Genomic DNA, 21,694 nt, shown 5'->3' with positions numbered 1-21,694 from the left:
GTCAGACGGAGTACTGCACATGGCCCTCACCTCACAGCAACCGGCACGTATCAAACTGTTCGTTTCGGCGCATAAGCCCTCGCAAATCCCCGACGGGGCGAGCATCGTGCCCATTCAAGTGGGCGCGGCGAACGCCTCGACGCGATTCGAGGATATGCTGCACGACGATGAGGGAGAGAACATCTCCGCCCTCAATCCGATGTACTGCGAGCTGACCGCGCAGTACTGGGCGTGGAAGAACGCGGACGCCGACTACTACGGGTTCTGCCACTACCGCCGTTACTTCGACTTTACCGATACGCAGCATCAGCAGAACGATTACGGCGAGATCATCGACGAATACATCGACAACAAGACGATCGCCGAGTATGGGCTGAACGATGCGGCGATCGCCCATGCCGTAGACGGCTGGGATGTGATCACCTCGCCAATGAACGACACACGACTGTTCGGAGGTTTCGGCGATCTCAAGGAGCATTGGGACGCCGACGCGCACCTGCGGCTCAAGGATCTGCGCCATATGTACGATATCCTGTGCAAGCGCTATCCGGACTATCGTCAGGATGCGGACGCTGTGCTCGACGGTCACACCGCCTGCTTCTGCAACATGTTCATCATGCGCCGGGAGATTTTCTTCGACTACTGCGCCTGGCTGTTCCCGCTGCTTGACGAGTTCGTCTCCGAATGGGACAATTCACGCGCCGATGTGCAGACGCTGCGCACGCCCGGCCACCTGTCCGAGCGTCTGCTCAACATCTATCTGACGCACCGCCAGCGCACGAACGCCGGATGGAGGATCAAGCAACTGCAGTGCGTGCATTTCGAGCACCCGGAACCGTCCAACGCTCTGGAACCGTTGGACCGCAACCCGCGTACGGTGGTGCCGGTGGTGTTCGCCGCCGACAACAACTACGTGCCCATGCTCACCACCACGATCTATTCGATGCTGGCGAATGCAAATCCGGAACGCTATTACGACGTGATCGTGCTGGAACGCAACATTTCTGCGGAAAACAAGCAGACGATCACCGACTTCCTCGGCGAATTCGCCAATGCGACGGTGCGGTTCCACGACGTGACGCATGCGGTCGCCGGCTATGAGCTGACGACCAACAACGCGCACATCAGCGTGGAGACGTACTACCGGTTCATCATTCAGGACGCGCTGCCGTTCTATTCGAAGATCCTGTACTTGGACTCCGATCTAGTGGTGAACGGCGACGTCGCCGAACTGTACGACACTCCGTTGGACGGTAATGCGATCGGCGCGGTGCGCGACATCGACTTCCTCGGCAACCTGAACATGAAGGACGGCATCCGCGCCGAGTACGCCGCCAAACAGCTCGATATGAAGAATCCATACGACTATTTCCAAGCCGGCGTGCTGATCATGAACCTTGACCGCATGCGCGACATCCACACGGTGCCCGAATGGCTGGAAATCGCCTCGCAGCCGGGATTCATCTACAACGATCAGGACATTCTCAACACGGAATGCGAAGGCGAAGTGACCTACCTGCCGTACGAGTGGGACGTGATGCACAACTGCGGCGGCCGTGTGCACGGCGTGTTCGATTTCGCCCCGGCCGAGGTCTTCCAAGCGTATATGCGTTCCCGTCAGCATCCGAAAATCGTGCACTATGCCGGCTTCGACAAGCCATGGAAGAACGCATGGTGTGATTTCGGCCCGCTGTACTGGGCGTATGCGCGCAAGACGCCGTTCTCATTGCAGATGATGTCGCTGCTGTCCGGTTCGGAGCCGCCGAAGTCGCCGGAACATCATGAGCGCGCGATCCGTGAGGACAGCCCCATCCGCAAATATGCGGATAAGATCGTGCCGATCGGGTCGAAGCGCCGCGAGTTTCTCAAGGTCGCCGCCCGCAAGCTGCAGGGCAAGAAGTGACGCCCCAGCACGTGTGACGAGTGATTACCACGAGGAGATGATGACCGTGCGGCATATGCTGCAACGATGGCTTTTCGGATCGGAGCACGATCGGTCCGTTACCGGAGTTACCCGACGAACCGGTATCGCCAAGGTTCTGGCGGCCGTGATGATACTGATGTTGCTGCCTGGCTGCTATTACGCCTTGGCTCAGCGCTCCTATGCCGGTACCATCTCACCGTTCGACGAGCAGACGCACATCGCCTACGCATGGTCGGTGTCCCATGGCCATTTGCCAGCCAATGGTGACCGCGTCCCCGAGGAAGTGCTGAAGGAATGGTCGTGCTCGGGGTGGCGTTCTGTCGCGGACAACGCCACCAATCCGCAGCATCTGCCACCATGCGGCACGACAGACCCGTTGCAGTATCCGGCCGGCGGAGAACAATACAACGCGTTTCATCCGCCGCTGTACTACCTCATTACCGGTTTGACGGCCCGGGTCGCGGCCAAGGTCATTCCCTCGGTGAGTTTCACCCAAGCGGCCCGGGCAATGTCCGTCGCGTGGATGGTCGCTGGCTTGATGATGCTGTTCGTCGCGCTGCGCCGATGGAAGATCTCCGTCTCGGCAAGCCTTGCCGTATGTGCCTTGGTTCCATATATACCGGTGTTCCTGAATACGGGGACCGCCGTCACGAACGACGCGCCGGCGCTGCTGTGCGGCGCGGCGTTCCTCTGGATGACGGCCGATTGGTTTGAGCGGCAACGGTACCACCTACTCGTTCCCTGCGTGATTACCATTCTGGCGTGCATGGTCAAAGGCACTTTCGCATTTCCGCTGCTTGCCGTGCTGTTCGTCATGGCGGTCCATGCCGTGCTTCGATTGATTCGTCGCAACGACCCCGCAACCGCAAAACGAGAACTTGCCGTGTCGGTCATCACCGGCATGCTCGCATTGATCGTGGTGTTCGGATGGAGCTCCCTGCAGTCGCATCGTGGCGTCCCCGGATATGTCGCCGCCATTTCCGGTGTCAATACCACTCCGGTTCATGGACTGCCCGTCGGCGAGTTTCTCAACACGCTGATGCAGGGATTCGAACTGGGAGGCATTCCTCAGGATCTGCGCGGCACCGACTCGTCTGCCGGCTATGCCGCATGGCTGGCCATCATTCAGATCGTGATCGGCGGTTCAGCGTTCTTTCTGTATTTCCAACGGGACAAGGTCGAATCGCACACGTTGCTGCTGTGCGGAACCGTGTTCGGCATGCTGCTCATTCCTTCCATGGTGCAAATCCGCGAGTATCTGAACTCCGGATCCATGTTCGGGTCGGTCACCACACGGTACGGGCTCCCGCTTCTCCCCTATATTCTGTGCTGCTGGGCTCTGGCCGTGCAGAACCGCAAGGCCAGAGCTCTGTCGTGGGGCGTCGCCACCATTGGCGCGATCATTTGCTGGGTGGCAGTGCTTGGCATGGCGCCGTACAGCGCTGCCTGATCGTCACCGCATGGTTTCCAACGACGAAGACGGACTAGCTAAGGGCATGCGGATAGACTGTATTGGCGAACGACAATACATAGGAAGGTCAGGAATGCGCAAGATCGTCGTACTGGGCTGCGGTTTCCTCGGCAGAAAGCTGATTGACGGCTTTCTCAAGGATCCAACGAACGTCGTGGTCGGTTTCAATCGCAGCATTTCCGTCCCCTCCAGCGACCATATCCGCTATGTGCAGGGAACGTTCGCTTCCGGATATGATTTCGGAGCACTTGTCGCCGATGCGGATCTGGTCATTCACCTTGTCAGCACGTCGGTGCCCGGCACCGAAAAACGTTCGCTGGACGAGATCCAAGCCAACGTCATTCCCTCCGTCGAACTGTTCGACGCGTGTATGGCTCAAGGAGTCAAGAGACTCGTGTTCCTTTCCAGCGGGGGCACGGTCTACGGCCGATCACCGTACCGGGCGAACCGAGAAAGCGATCCGCCGGCGCCGTACAACACCTACGGGCTACAGAAGGTCATGATCGAGCAGGCGCTGCAGCTGACCGCCCATTACAGCGACATGCAATACCAAATCATCCGTCTGTCCAATCCCTACGGGCCTGGGCAAAATCCGCGGGGCCCCCTAGGACTGATCACCAAACTGGTGTATCAGGCGATCAATCACGAGACCATCCACATTTTCGGTGACGGTTCGGTCGTGCGCGACTTCATCTATATCGACGATGCGATTCAGGGCATCATGGACATCATCGACAAAGGTGAGACGAACACGATCTATAATCTCGGCCGAGGGACCGGCGCTTCGGTGACGGACGTCACGTCGATCATCGAACGGGTGGTTCCCGAACGGATCAGCATCACCCATGCCCCGGCAAGAAAGGTAGATGTCCCGTATTCGGTGCTTGATATTGCAAAATATCGACAAATCACTTCGCTGGATGGTTTCGTTTCACTTGAGGACGGCATCAAACGCACGTACTCGTTCTTTGCCGGGCAGCGGTGAACGGCCCACGGTATGGCACCGCATACCATATGTACTGATCAACGCCACAGCCACCAGTATGAGGCATCACGAACCGGGAACAGCGTATGAAAGGAGGCGACCGACATGGCGCAATCGCAGTTCTGGATACGGCGAACCATGCTTGCGATCAGCCTCACCATCGCGATCGTCCTCATGGTGACCGCATCCCAGCTGTTCGTCCGACAAGGCACGGCATCCGCCCAACAACGCGATTTCGTACAGGCCACATTCGCCACGTTGCCGAACTATTACACGGAAAACATGGTATTCCAGCGTAACGCGACGACAATGCTGAGAGGCACCACCGACCAGAATGCCACCATTACCGTCGCTTTCGAGGGCGGAAAGACAACATCGTCCCGTACCGTGCAGGCCGATGCCTCAGGTTCCTTCGAAGTGCCTCTGCGCGCGCCTAAAGCCAGACTCAAACCGTATTCGCTCATCGTCTCCAGCGGCAAGACCGTGCTCGCCAAGTTGCGCCATGTCTATGTCGGAGACGTGTTTCTCGCCGCCGGACAATCGAACATGGAGGCCAATTATTACGATTACTACCAGTCGGATGCCATTCGGAAAGCCAATTTAGGGTCGAGACTCACCGTCTCGGATCTGCCGCAGACCATCGACGACAGCCATGTCTTCTTTCTTGTCACCGACAAAACAGCCTCGTCCACGGCTCTCAAGCAGCTTCCGTTGCGCGCATACAACGAGGAGTCATGGCTGCCGGCCATATCCGGCAACTCCGATTATTTCGGTTATCTCCCCCAGTTCTTCGCACAGAAAGTGAGAGAGAGCCAGCCAAACATACCGGTCGGCATCGTTCAGATCGCATGGGGCGGTACCACCATCACAAGGCAAATGGCCGGGGGAGACATCTATAACACCCACATCGCTCCGCTCAAAGGTTTCCGTGTCGCCGGCGTGCTGTGGTATCAAGGAGAGCAGGACGCCGATTCCGATGAAACCGCACTGTCCTACCAATACAATTTCTCCATACTCATCGACCAGTATCGGACATTTTTCAAGGATAGGAACCTGCCGTTCCTGTACGTGCAGCTTGCACGATACCAAGACGGGAATAATTGGAGCACGATTCGACAAGCGCAGCTTGCCATCGCCGCGAAGGCCTCAGGCAATGACGCATTGGCGATGACCGTCAGCATCGACACGGACAAGGGTACCGATGCGTTAATTCACCCATTGGGCAAGGAGTTGGTGGCAGCGAGAATGGCACAACAGTGGGAGGCCATGCAGAATGGTTCTACAGTGCCCAATGGCCCATTGGCGGTCAGCGCGGTCAGTGACGATGGCAGCACTGCAGTCATCTCGTTCAAGGACGACACCGGAGACGGGCTAACCGTGTTGGAGCCGAACTATACCCTCAACGCGAACGAATACACGTTCAGTATTCCCACATCGTCGGACCTGTCGGATGTCGAGGCAGCGGGCGATGACGGGGTATTCCATCCGGCGGACGCATCGATATCGGATGACGTGCTGATCGTGTCCTCCAGAAAAGTTCGTCGTATCCGGCAGGTCAGGTATCTGTGGGAGTCGGATCCCTCCCCCAGGACGTTGCTGTATAACTCATACGATTTGCCGGCGAGCCCCTTCACCATCACGGTCGATTCGGACGACGAATAGCCCCCCCCCGAACAATACGGTTTTATCAGTAAGGACAATGTGACCTATGGCAATCATCGAGCATTCCGACAAGCAGTACGTGCATGACGTTTCCGTTATCATCCCCGTCTACGGAGCGGAGCACACCCTATCGAACGTGGTGACGGAACTGTCCACGTTCCACGACGTCCAACGCTCCCCGGAGGGGAATCTGTATCGCGTGTCGGAGATTTTGCCGGTGTTTGATCACGGCAGGGATCGCTCCGACAAGGTGATCCGTCAACTGGAACGGCAGTTGCCTTACGTGCACGGCGTGTGGCTCAGCCGCAATTTCGGTCAGCATCCGGCGACGCTGGCCGGCATCTCCGTAAGCAAAGGCGCTTGGGTGGTGACGATGGACGAGGACGGACAGCATGATCCCCATGCGATCGGAGCCATGCTCGACACTGCGCTGGATCAGCAGGCGGATGTCGTCTACGCGGATCCGGTCAACGCGGCGCCGCACTCCCTGTTCCGCAACGTCACGTCATGGGGCGCGAAATTCGTGGCCAAGCACCTGCTCGGATCGACGGACGCGCCAAAGTATCAGAGCTTCCGACTGATTCTCGGCGATGTTGCGCGCGCGTTGGCGACCCATGCCGGCAACGGTACGTATCTCGATGTGGCGTTGGGCTGGGTCGCCAACCGGATCGCCACATGCCCGGTCACGCTCCGGTCCGAGGGAGACCACCAGTCTTCGTATAATCTGGTGCGTCTGCTCGGTCATTTCTGGCGCATGGTCATCACCGGAGGCACTCGACCGCTTCGTTTTGTCAGCTTCATCGGAGGATTGGCCTCCTGTGCGGGCATTGTCTGGGCGATCGTCCTGTTCTTCATGCAACTGTTCAGCCATGCGGTCAAGGTCCCCGGCTGGACCTCCCTGATGATCGTCTTTCTGGTGTTCAGCGGTCTGATACTGCTGTCCATCGGTATCGTCGCCGAATACATCGGCATCAGCGTGCGCACCGACATGGGAATGCCGTTGTACATGATCTCCTCGGATCCCGAGCAGGGACCTTTGGGCCATCGGGCAGGCGATACCGACGACCATGGCCACGGAAACGCTCGCTAAGCTGAAGGGTCGTCTCCCGCATGCTGCCCTGCCGGTCCGTGTTCGACGGGGCAGCAGCGCCCGTCGGATCAGATCACACCGCTTGCCGGCAGATACACGATGCCGAACGCATATATCGCAATAGCACAGGCGGCAACACATAGTCCAATCACGACAACGACACGGACGGTGACGTTCCGGACCACGGTGTCCAGCAGGAATTTCCATCCGGACACCACCAGATACGTCAGGGAGAGAATCGCCGGAAGCACGTAGCGTCCCTGAGCCTGATAATCCGTGGCATAGCTGTATTGCAATGCAAGCGCCACGACAATGACGATATTCGCCACCATGACGCCATCGATCAGCACACGGTTCCGATATTCGCGCCGCAGCGCCAACGATACGGCGCCAACGAGACCTGAGCACAGACCAATTCCCCAGAAGCAGCCGTAGAACAGGTATACGACGCTCGACAGGTATACTCCCATCTGTCCGAATACGCCGATGGTGCTGCGGAAGGTGGACAGCAGCCAGTTGTTGCCGTCTCCGTGATAGTAGTGCGTCACCAGCATTTCAGGCAGGCTGAATCCCAGATTCTTCGGTGTGGCCCTGTTACTGGGTTTGAATTCGCTGCGCGCGTACCGTTCGCTCATGGTGCGGACTGTGGACAGGCCGAGAAAATCGCCGTGGTTGATGACTGCGGCCCGTGCAAAAAACGGTATGATACAGGCCAATACGATGACGACGGCAAGCGCCGAGAGTCGCCAGAAGGACTGGTCGCGCAGTACGCGTCCGAAGGATCCTGCGGTTTTCGACCATATCGCGAGGTAGACGATGATGCTCATCAGAATCCATGAATAGGCGTTATAGTAGGAGAGCGCCACGATGACGATTCCCGCCGACAGCAACACCACATTGTTCCGGTTCCACCGATCCCGCATCGCCAGCGCCCATGCGTAGAGGATCATCGAGCTGCCGCACAATGCGACGATGTCGTTATTGAAGTAGAGCGACAGGAAGATGATCTGCGGGAGCATGACCACGACTGCCGGGAACAGCCAGGACACCGGCCGCGGGAAGAGAACGCGCGATGCGGCGATGACGAACAGCGCGAACAGGGTTCCGGAGCAGATGCTGACCAATCGTGCCGCGAACACGATCCAGTGCGTGTTCGTCGTCATCAGTCCGGCGATCTTCATCAGCATTCCACCGATGACCGTGCTGAGCAGCAACGGATAGTTCGCATACGAGAACCCCCACGGGCTCATGCGCACGCTTTCCTCATAGCCGGTGGGCAGCGTCCCGTGTTCGTAGAGAAACATGGGCAGCAAAAGCCGTCCTTTTTCGTCGGGGAAAAAGTTTCGTTCCAGCGGAACGTTCGCCGACAGACAGCACAACACAACAAAATAGCAGGTCAAGAACGTGCCGATCATCAAACGTCCCGTCATGCCGCGGCGTCCAGGCGCCGAATGCTCACCCATGCACGTTCCCTTTCATCTCACCGATAGATCACGAAGCGAATCAGCGCGCAACTCAGTACACGATCTTGAAGTGGCCATTATACTGGTCGAGATTCGAGTTGAAATACCTGCCCCGATCCGCCAGCAGCTTCTTGTTCCAACGGGCATAGAACCGCATTTGTTCGTCAATGGCCCGGGCAGCCTTGGCGGGATCCTGCTCGTCATGCCCACGGCTGCTGAATTCGTTGTGGTACAGCAGCGCATCCGGGTCAAAGACAGTGAGGTATCCGGCGGCGTTGCTGCGCAGACACAGATCGACGTCGTTGAGCACCACGTCCAGTTTCTCGTCAAAACCGCCGATCTTGTCGAAGACACTGCGTCGAATCATCTGGCATGCACCGGTGATCGCCGCGCAATCGAACGGATGCTGCAGCGTTTCCATGTAGCCGAGTTCCCCAGCCCCACAGCGCTGGTTCAGATAATCGCAACCACCCGGTGACACCCACACGCCGCCGTGCTGCACCAGCCCGTCGCGATACAGCAGTTTCGCGCCTACGACGCCCACTTCGGGCCGGGTGAAGAATCCGGCCATCGATGCCAGCCAGCGTTCGTCGATCACTTCCGTGTCGTTGTTGAGAAACAGCAGGATGTCTCCGGAAGCGTGCTTCGCTCCGAAATTGCAGATTGCGGAATAGTTGAAGCCCTTGCCCGGCCAACGCACCACGGTGACGTTGTCGTGCTCACGCTGCAGTTCTTCGTAATAGGCGAAGGTCTGCGGATCTTCGCTGTTGTTTTCCGTCACGATCACTTCGTAATCGGCGTACGCCGTGCGCTCGAACAGCGCGTTCAGGCAGGTGGACAGCAGGTCGACGTGATCCTTGGTGGGGATCACGATGCTGACTTTCGGCGGGTTGTCGAACCGATAGCGGGGCCGGTAGCGGAACATCGCTTCCAGACTATCGACCGTAGCCGGAATGGATCGCCTGTCAAAATGCCGCTGCAGCGCCAATCGGCCGGCTTCCACCGCATACGGTTTGCTGTCCGCGTTCATGCTGGTCGATCCCGCGTGTTCGCGCCAGTGGTAGAGCATGTACGGCACGTTGCGGATGTCGCGGGCCACTTCGGCGCATTTGAGCGCCAAATCGTAATCCTGCGCGCCGGCCACGTCCGCCGGGGACAGTTCCACTTGGTCCAGCGCGACCCGGCTGACCATCAGCATGTGCGTGATGTAGTTGTACGAATACAGCAGATCCGGGTTGTATGCCGGTTTGAACACCGGCCATTCGTAACGTCCGCTCTCCGTCAGCTTGTCTTCGTCGCAGTACAGCAGATCCGTTTGCGGATGTTCGCGAATTTCTGACACGTATCGGTACAGCGCGTCGGGTTCGATGACGTCGTCGTGGTCCACGAACGCGAGGTAGTCTCCGTGCGCTTCGCGGATGCCGACGTTCGTGTTGTCGGCGATGCTGCGATTGTCGGCGACGATCACGCGGATGCGCGGGTCCCGGATCTCGCGCAGCACCGTGTCGACGGAGTCGCATGCGCCGCTCACGTTGACCAGAATCAGTTCGAACCGTTCGTAGGACTGGCACAGCACCGAGCGCAGCAATTCACGCAGATACCGTTCCGGCGTGCGAAACAGCACGCACACCACGCTGATCATCGGAGCATCGAACCATTGGGAGGCAACGTCGCGCTGCCGTTCAAGTTCCGCGAGCGACACGCGTCTTCCGCGCAGCCACGAATCGTATCCCGGATCAAGCGACGCGTGGCGCAGTTCATTGCGGCAGTCATTGACGATGTGACTGAACATGGGCGGCAGCAGGCAGGTGAACGCGCCGTCCAGCGGATCGTCTTCGGATTGGACGCACAGGCAGATCGTGCCGGGATGCCCCGGCAGGGGCACGGACAGCGACAGGCGACGGACCGTCAGGTTGCGGTCGTGGACCTGCGGAATCGCGTCGTCTTCCAACACGACGGTTCTCGCGTCGAGAGGGCGGCCGGATTCGTCGTATACGTGCAGGGCGTACCGCGCGTCGGCTCGGTACGGGAATGAGGCGCTCATCCGCAGTACCATGCCGCCTTTGCCGTCTGCGTAGATGCCGGTCACTTCGGCGTGCCCGTTCGCGGAACGCAAACGCCTGTCAATGTCTCGAATGCGGACGGCTTGTTCCGCGTGCAGCCGGTAGGTCAGCCGCGAACGTACTTTGGACGGCAATGACTCCACCACGTAAGTGAACAGCACGTGATCCGAATGACGGTGGTCGACGACGCGCAAGGCCAGTTTGGTGCCGTCCAAGAGCGGAAACGCGAGCACGACGCGGCGAGAGGCCGCGGCGGACCATGTCCGTTCAACTTCATCCGGCCAGTAGAGGGAGCAAGGGATGATGACGCCGCCGGCAATCTCGGCATAAGCGGCGTACTGGCAGGTTTCGTGCCCCTCCATGCCTTCAAGGATCAGTTCGAGATAGCCCTTGCCGTCTCCTCGGCAGAATGTCCCCGCTGTTATCGTCATGCTCGATCCTTCCATGAGAGATCAGTCGGCATACGCGCGGAAGGCGATGCCCTCGGACTGCCAGCCGGCACGCATGAGCGCGATACGCTCCTGATCGTTGATGACCAGCATGTGACGGCCGATCCTTCGATTGTACAAACGGTATACGGGATTGCCCTGAGCCACGGGGGTTTCGAAGGAACCCTCCTCAACCCAACCGGAAGCCGCCAGCTTCGTCGCCTCCGCCCGACTGACGGTGTACAGGTAATCGCCGCTGATACGGTTACGCAGACGAGTCGCGGTTTCAACTTGCGGCGAGACCCCGTCGGACGATCCGGAGGATGGCAGCTTCTCAACCCGCAGGGTGAAGAAGGCGATGCCCTCATCACGCCAGCTCCGGTGCCGCTGCGTCAGCGCATGGTATTCATTGGCGTCCATGGAGAACAGATGCGTGCGCAGCGTCTGCGAATACAGGCGGTGCACGGCCACTTTTCGCACCGTCTCGGTTGGAGTACCGGCAGCACCAGAGTCGTTTGGCTTGTCGGATGGCTGATTCGCATCGTCAGGGCTTTGGCCATTGCCGTTCGGCATGGCCCCGGTAAGAAATGTCAGATACCAGCTCTGAACCGCCGTGTTCGAGCTGAATACGCCGGCATCAGCATGCGGACCATACTCCGGGTACCAGCTGGACACGCTGACCGATGCGCGCCGCAACGCCTGTTCCATGGCAAGGCTCTGTCGATAGGACACCGTGCGATCGTTCTGCCCGTGGGCCAGCAGCATCGGCGCGGCCTTGGCGCTCACGTAGTACAACGGACTGGCCGATCGGGCCTGCTGATCGGTATATCCTGTGCCAAGCAACAGAGTCTTGGCCTGATCCGCCACGGCAGCGTCGTCACCGTCGAGTGTGCCCCACTGGGTTACGTCGGCAATGCCGAAATCGCTGATGACTGCCTGCACCGCGCTTGAAACAGAGCCGTTGCCATCTGTCGCAACGTCGAACTGGGCGCTGCCATTGGTCACGCCCATCATCATCGCCAGATGCGCGCCCGCGGATTCACCGAACACCGCGATGCGATTCACGTCAATACCATACTCGGCCGCATGCGCACGCAGGAAACGCACAGCGGACTTGCAGTCATTGATCTGCGCCGGCCACGCCGCCTCCGTGGTAAGTCGATAATTGATAGACGCCACCAGATACCCGTTGTTCACCAACGCGTTGACCAATGACATGCGGGCCGACATGGACTTGTCCCCACTCATCCAGGATCCGCCATGAATAAACACGACGGCCGGCTTGGCCTTGGCAACGTTGGCGTTGGCGTCCGCGCCACCGTCAACGGAGCCGACGGACTTTGCCGAAGCATAGACATCCAGCTTCTGCGACTGGCTGACGTCAGGCGAACTCACATAGGCAATGTCCCGGGTTACCGTCACGGAGGACGCACTTTCCACGGCGATCGCCCGGGACGGCACCATACCGCCCGTCAAAGCAGCCATACACACAACAACCATCATCGCGGCCGCACGCCACATCAGTTCTTTCAGCGCCGAACCGCGCATATCGCTCCCACCTACAGCAGTCTCAATCATCCATCGAAAATACTCGGAACACTATAGTCATGCTGCGGTATTTCCCTCCGGCGCACTGAGGACTTCGCCGGGCCGGATTTGTCCTCAAGCTCCAGTGTCGTACGTGGTATACACTGAACATGTCTCGTGTCATGACGATCGAAGGGGACGGATGCCTGTCTTTTCCGTGGTGATTCCCGCATACAACAACAGCCGGTATCTGCCGGAGTGCGTGCATAGCATTACCAGTCAGTCGTTTCGGGACCTGGAGGTCATCATCGTGGACGACGCCAGCACAGACGACACCTACGTCACCATGCAACAGCTGGCGGCGGAAGACGAACGCGTCATTCTTCTGCGCAACGACGACAACTCAGGCACGCTGACCACCCGGCAGCACGGCGTCACGGCGTCGCACGGCGACTACGTGCTGCTGATCGATCAGGACGACGAACTCGCTCCGGGAGCACTCGCGTCGCTGCACGCCTACGCGCAGGAGCATCCCGCCGACATCTACCATTACGGAGTGCGCGTGGATGCTGCCACCAATGCGGCACGTGACGCGGCGGCCGGCATGACCAACTTTCTCACCCCCATGCCGCGCACGTTGCAGGGAGAACAGATCCTCGCCACGCAATTCGCGCAGCAGGACGGGTTCGACTGGCACGTCCACCACAAAATGTTCCGCGGCACGTTGGCCCGCCGCGCATACACCATGGCCCCGCACACGCGACTACTGCTCTCGGACGACCTGTACATGTGCTTCGTCATCGACGCTCTGGCCGACTCGTATGCGGCGATCCCCGACTCTCCGTGGTACGTCTATCATCTTGGCCGCGGCGAGACGCTTGGTTCGCAGCTTACGCTCGACGCATTCTCCACGCTCGCCGCACGCGACGCAAAAGCGCTGCGGCTCATCAACGCGTTCGTCGCCGCCCACAGCGAAGACATTCATCGCAGCGACTGGGACGCACGAGTCGCCGACGTGCGCGACCGTCTCATCGAACACACGATGAACGAATGGCAGGATAATCTGCCGGCATCGGACAAGCCGACCGGACTGGACCGTGCGCTGCGCTGCTGGCCGCCGGACGCCGTATGCGGGGAACTGTACCGGTACGTGCGCGACTACGCGTACGCGTACCTCGTCGCAGACGATCGCGGCAGCGACTCCTCCCAGCGCAACCGCGAGCAGGCACTGCATTATCTGCGGCTGGCACAGGACATCGAACACCGGTATGCGGAACCGTCATCGGTTCGCAACGATCACTATCGCGCGCTCAAAGCCATCGCCATGCAGCATCTGACGGATTCCGGACTCGTCTCCCGCCCGGCGAACGCACCGCAACCGAAGACCGAACCGGACACGGAATCGGCGAGCGTGCCACGTCACCATTCCCCCATCACCGTGCTGCGCTCGCTGTTCGAACGTATCGCCTACCATCGAACCAGCAACTGATCCGAACGGAACCGCCGACGGACGCTTCACCGTCGACACCCAGCGAAAGAGGAATCATGCCCAAGATCTCCGTCATCATCGCGGCGTACAACGTCGAACCGTATATCGGCGCGTGTTTGGACAGCGTATGCACGCAAACGCTGCGGGATATCGACATCGTCGTCGTGGATGATGCCAGCACCGACGGCACCGCCGCCATACTGGCCGACGCCGCGCGACACGACGATCGCATTCGAGTGATCACCCATGACCGCAATCAGGGGTTGCATCTGACACGCGCCACCGGCGTCGCCGCGGCCAGCGGACAGTATGCGTTCTTCCTTGACGGCGACGACGACCTCGCTCCGACCATGTGCGAGGAGCTGTACGCCAATCTTGCGGGCTCGCCGGTAGACATCCTGCACTTCGGTCTGACGGTGCTTGGCGAAAACGGCATTCTCGACGGGGAGTGTCAGGCGTTCGAGCGGTTCAACAACGCGCCGACCCCGGATGCGCAGTATGAGGACATCGTGCGCAACGTGTATCTCGAATCACGCGGTTATGCGGTGGACTGGCGCGTTACGCAGCGTGCCTTCCGCACGTCGCTGCTCAAGCGTGCGTTCGCCATGATGACCAACCGCCGGCTGGAACGCGCGGAGGACGGCTATGAGTGCTTCGTGCTGTCCGCGATCGCCACCTCGTATCGCAGCGCCAAGCAGTGCCGTGGATACCGGTATCATTATGGCCGTGGCGTGACCGGCACCAATCAGATCACCGCCGCCACGTTCGCCGATTTTTGCGATCAGTTCGCCGCGTGCCTCGACGCGGCCGACGAGTTCGCGTCGTCGCAGCCGCAGTTCCGGCTCAACGAGTGCGCGGCTGGATTCCGTGTGAAGGCAATCGAACTGCTGTCGAACGACTGGCGAGTGCGCGTGGCGGACAGCGGCAAGGCGCAGGCCGCGCACGACATGGGACGCGTGTTCGGCAATGCCGTGGCCGCGCGCGAGATCTGGCGTCACGTGCGCGACGTGGCGTGGACGCTGTGCACGTCGAAGGCGCAGCATCCGCAGGATGTTGCGAGTATGAACGATTGGGCCGAGATCGCTCGCTCGCTCACGCCGAGCGAAGGCAGCCGCGATGACCTGCACCGGTATGTGACGGTGCGTGGCCGCGCGGAGGAGCTGATCGCCGATCTGGGACGGGCTCGGGAACTGGACGAATACGGCAAGCAGCGGATTCGTATCTTCGTGACGACGCACAAGAATGTGGACAAGCCGAAGAGCTCTATCCTGCAGCCGGTGCAGGTGGGGCTCAAGCCGGGCTCATACCGTTTCCCGTGGGCGTTCCACGACGATGACGGCGAGAACATTTCCGACCGCAATCCGCGTTACTGCGAGCTGACCACCCAGTATTGGGCGTGGAAGAACGTGGACGCCGACTATTACGGCTTCTGTCATTACCGCCGTTATTTCGACTTCTCCGACACGGAGCATGAGGAGAATCCGTACGGCGAAGTGATGGACAATTACATCGATGATAAGGCTGTCGCCAAGTACGGGCTGGACGATGCGACAATCGCGCGCGCCGTGGACGGTTGGGACGTGATCACCACGCGCTGGCAGAATCTTGAGGAACTCATCGACAAGCACGGTACCCCGGAGGCGCTGTGGAGGGCGGCAGCCGGGCTCGTGGACGACGATCTGGACCGTTGCTGCCGCATTCTGAGCGACATGCACCCGGACTACCGCGAGGATATCGAAACGTTCCTGACCGGCAACCGCGCCTGCTTCTGCAACATGTTCATCATGCGCAAGACGATCTTCCAAGATTATTGCGCATGGCTGTTCCCGATCCTCGAACGCTTCGAGCAGGAAACCGACATGACGAACTACAGCCGTGAAGCGATGCGCACGCCGGGGCACCTGTCCGAACGCCTGCTCAACATCTATCTGATGCATCACCAGCGCGTCGGTGCGAGCTGGAAGATGAAGCAGACGCAGTGCGTGCACTTCACGCACCCGGATCCGGAGGACACGCTCCGCCCGCTGTGGCCGGAAGACTCGGGACTTCCCCAGCCGGTGCCCGTCGTGTTCGCCGCGGACAACAACTACGTCTCCCAGCTGGCCACCACCATCTATTCCGCGATGACAAACGCCTCCAAGGAACGTTTCTACGACGTGGTGGTGCTGCAGAAGGACATCGCGTGGGACCGTCAGGAGCGTTTGTGCCAGTTCTTTTCGTCGCGATTCTCCAACATGTCGCTACGGTTCAAGAACGTGGAGCGCGAAGTGGCCGGCTACGAGCTGACCACCAGCAACGCGCACATCAGCGTGGAAACCTACTACCGGTTCCTCATCCAGCAGTTGCTGCCGTTCTACGACAAGGTGCTCTACCTCGACTCCGACATCGTGATCAACGGCGACATCGCCGAACTGTACGACACCGAACTGGGCGATCATCTGCTGGCTGCAGTGCGCGACATCGACTATTTGGGCAACCTGAACATGCCCGACGGCATCCGCATGCGCTATTCCCAGCAGACCCTGCGCATGAAGAACCCCTACGACTATTTCCAGGCCGGCGTGCTGGTGCTCAACACCAAGGCAATGCGCGAACGGTACACGATCAGCCAGTGGCTCGAGTACGCGTCGGATCCGAACCTGATCTACAACGATCAGGACGTGCTCAACGTGCACTGCGAAGGCGACGTGCTCTACCTGCCGTGGGAATGGAACGTGGTACACAACCTCGAATACCGCGTGGAACGCATCTTCAGCTGCGCGCCCAGCGCGATGTACGACGGATATCTGGCGTCGCGCGCGCACCCGAAGATCATCCACTACGCCGGCTATATCAAGCCATGGACCGATCCGGAGTGCGATTTCGCAAGCATCTACTGGCGTTATGCGCGCCAGACGCCGTTCTACGAACAACTGCTGACGAAGATCACCCGGAAGATCGTGCACGACACCGTGGAAACCCGTTCGGCGGTCATCGCCAACGACACCGCCTCCCGCCTGATCGCGGAAGCGCTGCGACACGACCGTGCCGTGGGCGAAAACAATCCCATTCGCAAGATCATCGATCCGATCATGCCGATCGGTTCACGCCGACGCGACGCCGTCAAGGCGGTCGGCCGCATGCTGCGCGGACGCCGATAGGAGTACCGTCGGCCTGTCACCGCCTGCATTTGCGCGCCTGACTGCGACAGGCCGTTGGCCGCCGTCGCTGACCGCCGTCGCCATTCAAGTATTCCTTGATCGGCGATGGCGGTCAGTGGCGCCCCTCATCACGCATCCCGCTAATGTAGGTGAATGGCAAGAGTATGGATTGATGATCTCTGGCTCAAGAACGACGGCGACATCCCGCCCTCCTCCACCGCAAAACGCTCCCTGGCCGCCGTCAGTGATCCGATGACGGCCCAGGTTCCCGAACGATGGCGTTCCTCCCGATACGGCAAGGGCATGCGATGGCGCTGCCGCTGGTACACCGTGGAGGAAGGCACTCACAAGCAACATTCGAAATCATTCCGCAAACTGGCCGACGCGGAAGCGTTCCAAGCCGGCATGGAAGACGACGTGCGCCGCGGACGCTACACGGATCCCAACGATGCGCGCAAGCCGTTCAAAGACATCGCGGACATGTGGCTCCGATCCAAAAACCATGTCAGCGAAGGCGTGCGGGCACGCTACGAGTGCGAACTGCGCGTATACGTGAATCCGCGCTGGGCGGACACGCCCATTGGGTCGATCACCATCGACGACGTGGCCCGTTGGGTGAGCGACCTGTCGACCGGCGACTACCCGGCCAGCCTGTCCGGTGAGCGCGCAACCAAACCGCTTTCTCCGCGCTCGATCAAAAGCATCGTCAAAGTGGTGTTCGCCGGCGTGCTCGACTACGCGGTCAAGGCACGGTATCTCATGAATAATCCGGCCCGCGACGTGGAAGTGCCGAAAACCGAATACAAGGATCTGGTGTTCCTCGACATCCACGAGATCGAAACATTGGCAAACGCCGCCGAGACCGTGGGCAGACCGGTGGATGCGCTCATCATACGGTTCCAAAGCTATGTGGGCACGCGCATCAACGAATCGTTCGCCCTGCAAGTGGGCGATCTGGACTTGGAGCACCGCAAGGCGCGCATTCGCCGCACATGGAAAAACAGCGCGAAAGCGCAGCGGCTCGGCCCACCAAAATCCGGCAAACCACGCACGGTGGCCATTCCCAAATTTCTGATCAAACCGTTGAAAGATCAGATCAAAGGGCAGCCGGACACCGCATACGTGTTCCGCGCCGTCAAAGGCGGGCACATCAACGACCACAACTGGCGGCGGAAAATCTGGCACAAAGCCGTGGAACAGGCCGGCCTCGACGAAGTGCAGGGGCTGACACCGCACAGCCTGCGGCACTCATACGCGGCAATCGCCATCAAAGCCGGAGCGGACGTGAAAATACTCCAACGGCAAATGGGGCATGCTTCGGCCAGTCTGACCTTGGACGTGTACGGTTTTCTGTTCCCCGAACGACTCGAACAAGTGGCGGACGCAGTCGATGTGGAACGCTCCATGGCCCTCTCAGGAACCGCAGGGAAACGAACAAAACGAAGGTGAACCGGCTTGTCTGCATCGTGTCTATGTCGTGTCCGGACATCGGCGAACACCATTCCGGGAAAGACACGACAGCAGTCGATTGTGCCGGACGGGTGCCAAAAGCGGAATCGCAATCGTGTCCAGCCGTGTCCGAAGCGAGAAGCCGATGACCGTTGGTTCTGCAAGGCCTTGCCGTGATTGAGGTCGCACAACCCTTCCGAAAGGAAACCCATAGCCCTAGAAGAAAGGTTCCTGACTATGACAGGAAACAACAAGGTTTGGCGCGCGCCGCTCGCCGGCCTCGCCTCCGTCGCGATGCTCGCGACCATGGGCGTGACCGCGCTTACCGCCAGCGCGACCACCGGTGAGAACGTGAATGGCTCGTCGGTCAATGACGTCAAGGTCACCGGCGACATCACCGCCACCGTCACGTACGGCGATTCCCTGATTGATGCCCTGCACGGCACCGTGCCGGCGAAGTCTGGCCTGTTCCTCGGCTACTACGGTGAGGACGGCAAGCCGTTCGACTTCACCGCCCCGCTGACCAAGGACGTGAAGGTCACCGCGAAGTACGCGGTGAAGGCCGATGACGTGGTCAAGGTCACGTTCAACGGTTCGTACGGCTTCTACCCGACCGGCTCCAACACGGTGTATTTGGCCAAGGGTTCCAAGCTGGACGCGAATCTGGCGCCGACCGACTTCGGTGGCGACGGCAGCCTGACCGCCACTTGGAAGGTGTCCGGCACCGGCGCCGCAGTGTCTTCGGTCTCCAAGCTGTCCGACGTTGCCGTGGCCCGTCCGGCCGATGGCAGCGGTGACGTTCAGGTCACTCCGGACACGTTTAAGGATGACGTCACCACCGTTCGCTTCAATGGTCTGAGCGCCGGTTTCGCCCCAACCTCCTACGCGCTGAACGCGTACGCGGACGGCAAGGACGCCGATGACCTGTTTGTGGACGTCACCTCCGACGGCACCGCGACCCCGCAGATCGTGACCCCGTCCGCCGAGCAGGTCGTGTACACGAAGTGGAAGAACACCCCGGGCACGAACGCTTCGGTCGAGGTTGGCAAGACCGTCAAGAAGGGCACCTTCGAGATCGATCCGGCCTCCGCTAGCAAGTACTACTACGTGACGTTCGACGCGCAGGGCGGTTCGGACGTGGCGACCCAGCGCGTGGCCGAAAACGGCTACGCCAAGCAGCCGGCCCAGCCGACCCGTTCCGGATTCGTGTTCAAGGGCTGGAAGATGTCCGGCGCGAGCAGCTTCTACGCTTTCGAGACCACCAAGGTCACCTCGAGTATCACCCTGTTTGCCGTTTGGCAGTCCACCACGTCGCAGCTGACCGTCACGTTCAAGGATCAGGAATATGACGGCAAGCACGACAACGTCGCCGTCAAGGTGAACGGCGGTGACTTCGTGTCCGAGGATCAGGCCCCGCAGTGGACCCGCAAGGGCTACGTGCTCGCCGGTTGGGTCAAGTCGGACGGCAGCGACTTCGACTTCGACGCTCAGGTCGCCGCTGACGTGAACAACGGCGATGACTTCACGCTGACCGCCGACTGGGTGAAGGTCACTTCCGATGTTGCCGCCACCGCGCTGAAGTATGTCACGAAGAACAGCGGTCGTTTCACCGACGCTTCCTGGGCCGAGTACGAAACCACGTACACCAAGATCGAAAAGGAATACAAGCAGGCCGAGTTTAACGCCCCGGCCAGTGGCATCTCCGACGAGACTTCCGCTAAGATCGTCTCCGCGCTGAAGGCCGCTTGGGAGAAGCTTGTCTTCGCCCACGAGACCGGCGCGGACGTTGAGGGCCAGACCACTGTTCATCGTCTGTCCAAGGGCGGCGAACACTTCTACACCGCCAACGAGTCCGAGCTCAACGTGCTCACCAGCAAGCTGACGACCCGTGGCGGCTGGACCGACGAAGGCCGACTCTTCCAGCAGGCCGAGCCGACGAACGTCAACCTCACCCTTGCGGACTTCAAGACCGCTGCCAAGAACGCCGGCCTGACCGGTGTCGAGGCCGACAAGGTCGCGTCCCAGCTTGAGGATGCCGCTACGCCGATCATCAAGCGGGTGTATCGTCTGTACAACAAGTCGAACGGTGACCACGTGTGGACCATCGACGAGACCGAGTACAACGCCTTGGCCGCCAAGGCCGCTTGGAACGACGAGGGCGTGGCGTTTCTGACCCCGACGTTCACCGGCACCACTGCCGTGACCCGTCTGTACAAGGGCAGCCGTCACCTCCTGTCCACCGACTCGAACGAGCAGAAGGTCCTGTCCAAGAAGTACTGCTGGAAGGTCGAAGGCACCGTGTTCAAGGCCTACTGATCCCACCGATCAAGACCAATAGCACGAAGCCTGTAGGCTGACATAACAGGAGCGGGGTTCCGCCAAGATGATTTCTTGGCGGAACCCCGCTCCTGTCGTTCTCGTCCCGGATTCCGTCCTTGCTGGGAAGTCTTTCATGGGTTCTTCGCATTCTGTCGTGTACGCGCCGACATGCCTGTGGCATCGGTATCGCGCTGCGCGCGATGCGTTCGGCGGCGGCCATCGTCGTCGCTCTCGTCGCGCGTTCACGCTCCGGTGCTGGCGGAGCCTCGGCTCCCTCGGCTGAGGGAGCTGTCACGGCGTGCCGTGACTGAGGGAGCGTCCGCGGCACGCCAGTGCCGCCGGCAATGCAGCATCGCGCGCAAGCGGGATACCACCATCAAGGTCTCGACGTCTGTTATCGTCCGGCAATCCTTGCCGTCATCACCCGGTCGATCCTCTCGTACGCCGCATGACCATGCGATCCACCCGATCGCTCATAAACCTTGGAGCCAGCGCGGTCCTCGGCCGAGGAGTAGACGTCACAAACAGCAACAAGGGACCAGGCACGGGGCTGAAAACGACAAAAGCGGGGTTCCGCCAAGAGACTATCTTGGCGGAACCCCGCTTGCTATGTCAGCCTAACGGCTTCGAGTCAATGGCCCTACGATCAGTAGGCCTTGAACACGGTGCCTTCGACCTTCCAGC

General features: G+C 60.1%; 12 protein-coding genes. 9 read left to right on the top strand and 3 right to left on the bottom strand.

The window, feature by feature from the left end:
• Positions 1-19: 19 nt before the first annotated feature.
• The 5 genes from KIH79_RS10150 (at position 20) to KIH79_RS10130 (ending at position 7,132) form a co-directional block, all read left to right on the top strand.
• The gene (locus KIH79_RS10150; protein WP_219059257.1) at positions 20-1,903 is read left to right on the top strand and encodes a DUF4422 domain-containing protein; all 1,884 of its coding nucleotides are present in this window, start codon (positions 20-22) and stop codon (positions 1,901-1,903) included.
• A 40-nt stretch (positions 1,904-1,943) separates the two neighbouring features.
• Positions 1,944-3,374 carry an ArnT family glycosyltransferase gene (locus KIH79_RS10145; protein WP_219059256.1) on the top strand — a complete coding sequence of 477 codons (1,431 nt, stop codon included), beginning with the start codon at positions 1,944-1,946 and terminating at the stop codon, positions 3,372-3,374.
• A 94-nt stretch (positions 3,375-3,468) separates the two neighbouring features.
• A complete protein-coding gene (locus KIH79_RS10140) occupies positions 3,469-4,380 on the top strand; it encodes an NAD-dependent epimerase/dehydratase family protein (RefSeq protein WP_219059255.1) in 912 nt (303 codons plus the stop codon).
• Between the two features lie 105 nt (positions 4,381-4,485).
• On the top strand, positions 4,486-6,042 hold the full coding sequence (locus KIH79_RS10135) for a sialate O-acetylesterase (protein WP_219059254.1): 1,557 nt from the start codon (positions 4,486-4,488) through the stop codon (positions 6,040-6,042).
• 46 nt (positions 6,043-6,088) lie between these two features.
• Entirely contained in the window at positions 6,089-7,132 is a 1,044-nt protein-coding gene (locus KIH79_RS10130; protein ID WP_219059253.1) for a glycosyltransferase, read from the top strand.
• A 68-nt stretch (positions 7,133-7,200) separates the two neighbouring features.
• Here KIH79_RS10130 and KIH79_RS10125 read toward each other — a convergent pair whose 3' ends face one another.
• From KIH79_RS10125 to KIH79_RS10115, 3 genes are read right to left on the bottom strand one after another with little or no spacing between them, the layout of a single operon-like run.
• A complete protein-coding gene (locus tag KIH79_RS10125; RefSeq protein WP_219059252.1) occupies positions 7,201-8,595 on the bottom strand; it encodes a glycosyltransferase family protein in 1,395 nt (464 codons plus the stop codon).
• 52 nt (positions 8,596-8,647) lie between these two features.
• Positions 8,648-11,089 carry a glycosyltransferase family 2 protein gene (locus KIH79_RS10120; RefSeq protein ID WP_219059251.1) on the bottom strand — a complete coding sequence of 814 codons (2,442 nt, stop codon included), beginning with the start codon at positions 11,087-11,089 and terminating at the stop codon, positions 8,648-8,650.
• 21 nt (positions 11,090-11,110) lie between these two features.
• A complete protein-coding gene (locus KIH79_RS10115; protein WP_219059250.1) occupies positions 11,111-12,634 on the bottom strand; it encodes an alpha/beta hydrolase fold domain-containing protein in 1,524 nt (507 codons plus the stop codon).
• Positions 12,635-12,815: 181 nt separating this feature from the next.
• Here KIH79_RS10115 and KIH79_RS10110 point away from each other — a divergent pair, with 181 nt between their 5' ends.
• From KIH79_RS10110 to KIH79_RS10095, 4 genes are all read left to right on the top strand, one after another.
• Positions 12,816-14,102: a glycosyltransferase family 2 protein gene (locus KIH79_RS10110; protein ID WP_219059249.1), complete on the top strand. Its 1,287-nt coding sequence runs from the start codon at positions 12,816-12,818 to the stop codon at positions 14,100-14,102.
• A gap of 56 nt (positions 14,103-14,158) precedes the next feature.
• Positions 14,159-17,242 carry a DUF4422 domain-containing protein gene (locus KIH79_RS10105; protein ID WP_219059248.1) on the top strand — a complete coding sequence of 1,028 codons (3,084 nt, stop codon included), beginning with the start codon at positions 14,159-14,161 and terminating at the stop codon, positions 17,240-17,242.
• Between the two features lie 405 nt (positions 17,243-17,647).
• A complete protein-coding gene (locus KIH79_RS10100) occupies positions 17,648-18,691 on the top strand; it encodes a tyrosine-type recombinase/integrase (protein WP_219059247.1) in 1,044 nt (347 codons plus the stop codon).
• Positions 18,692-18,928: 237 nt separating this feature from the next.
• Complete coding sequence (locus KIH79_RS10095) at positions 18,929-21,007, top strand: InlB B-repeat-containing protein (RefSeq protein WP_219059246.1); 2,079 nt, start codon at positions 18,929-18,931, stop codon at positions 21,005-21,007.
• The last annotated feature ends 687 nt before the right edge of the window (positions 21,008-21,694 follow it).

The organism is Bifidobacterium miconis (genome assembly GCF_019331735.1).
In the GTDB taxonomy this organism is placed as follows: domain Bacteria; phylum Actinomycetota; class Actinomycetes; order Actinomycetales; family Bifidobacteriaceae; genus Bifidobacterium; species Bifidobacterium miconis.
The sequence above is the reverse complement of the archived record's forward strand: the minus strand, read 5'-3'. Positions and strand labels throughout refer to the sequence as shown.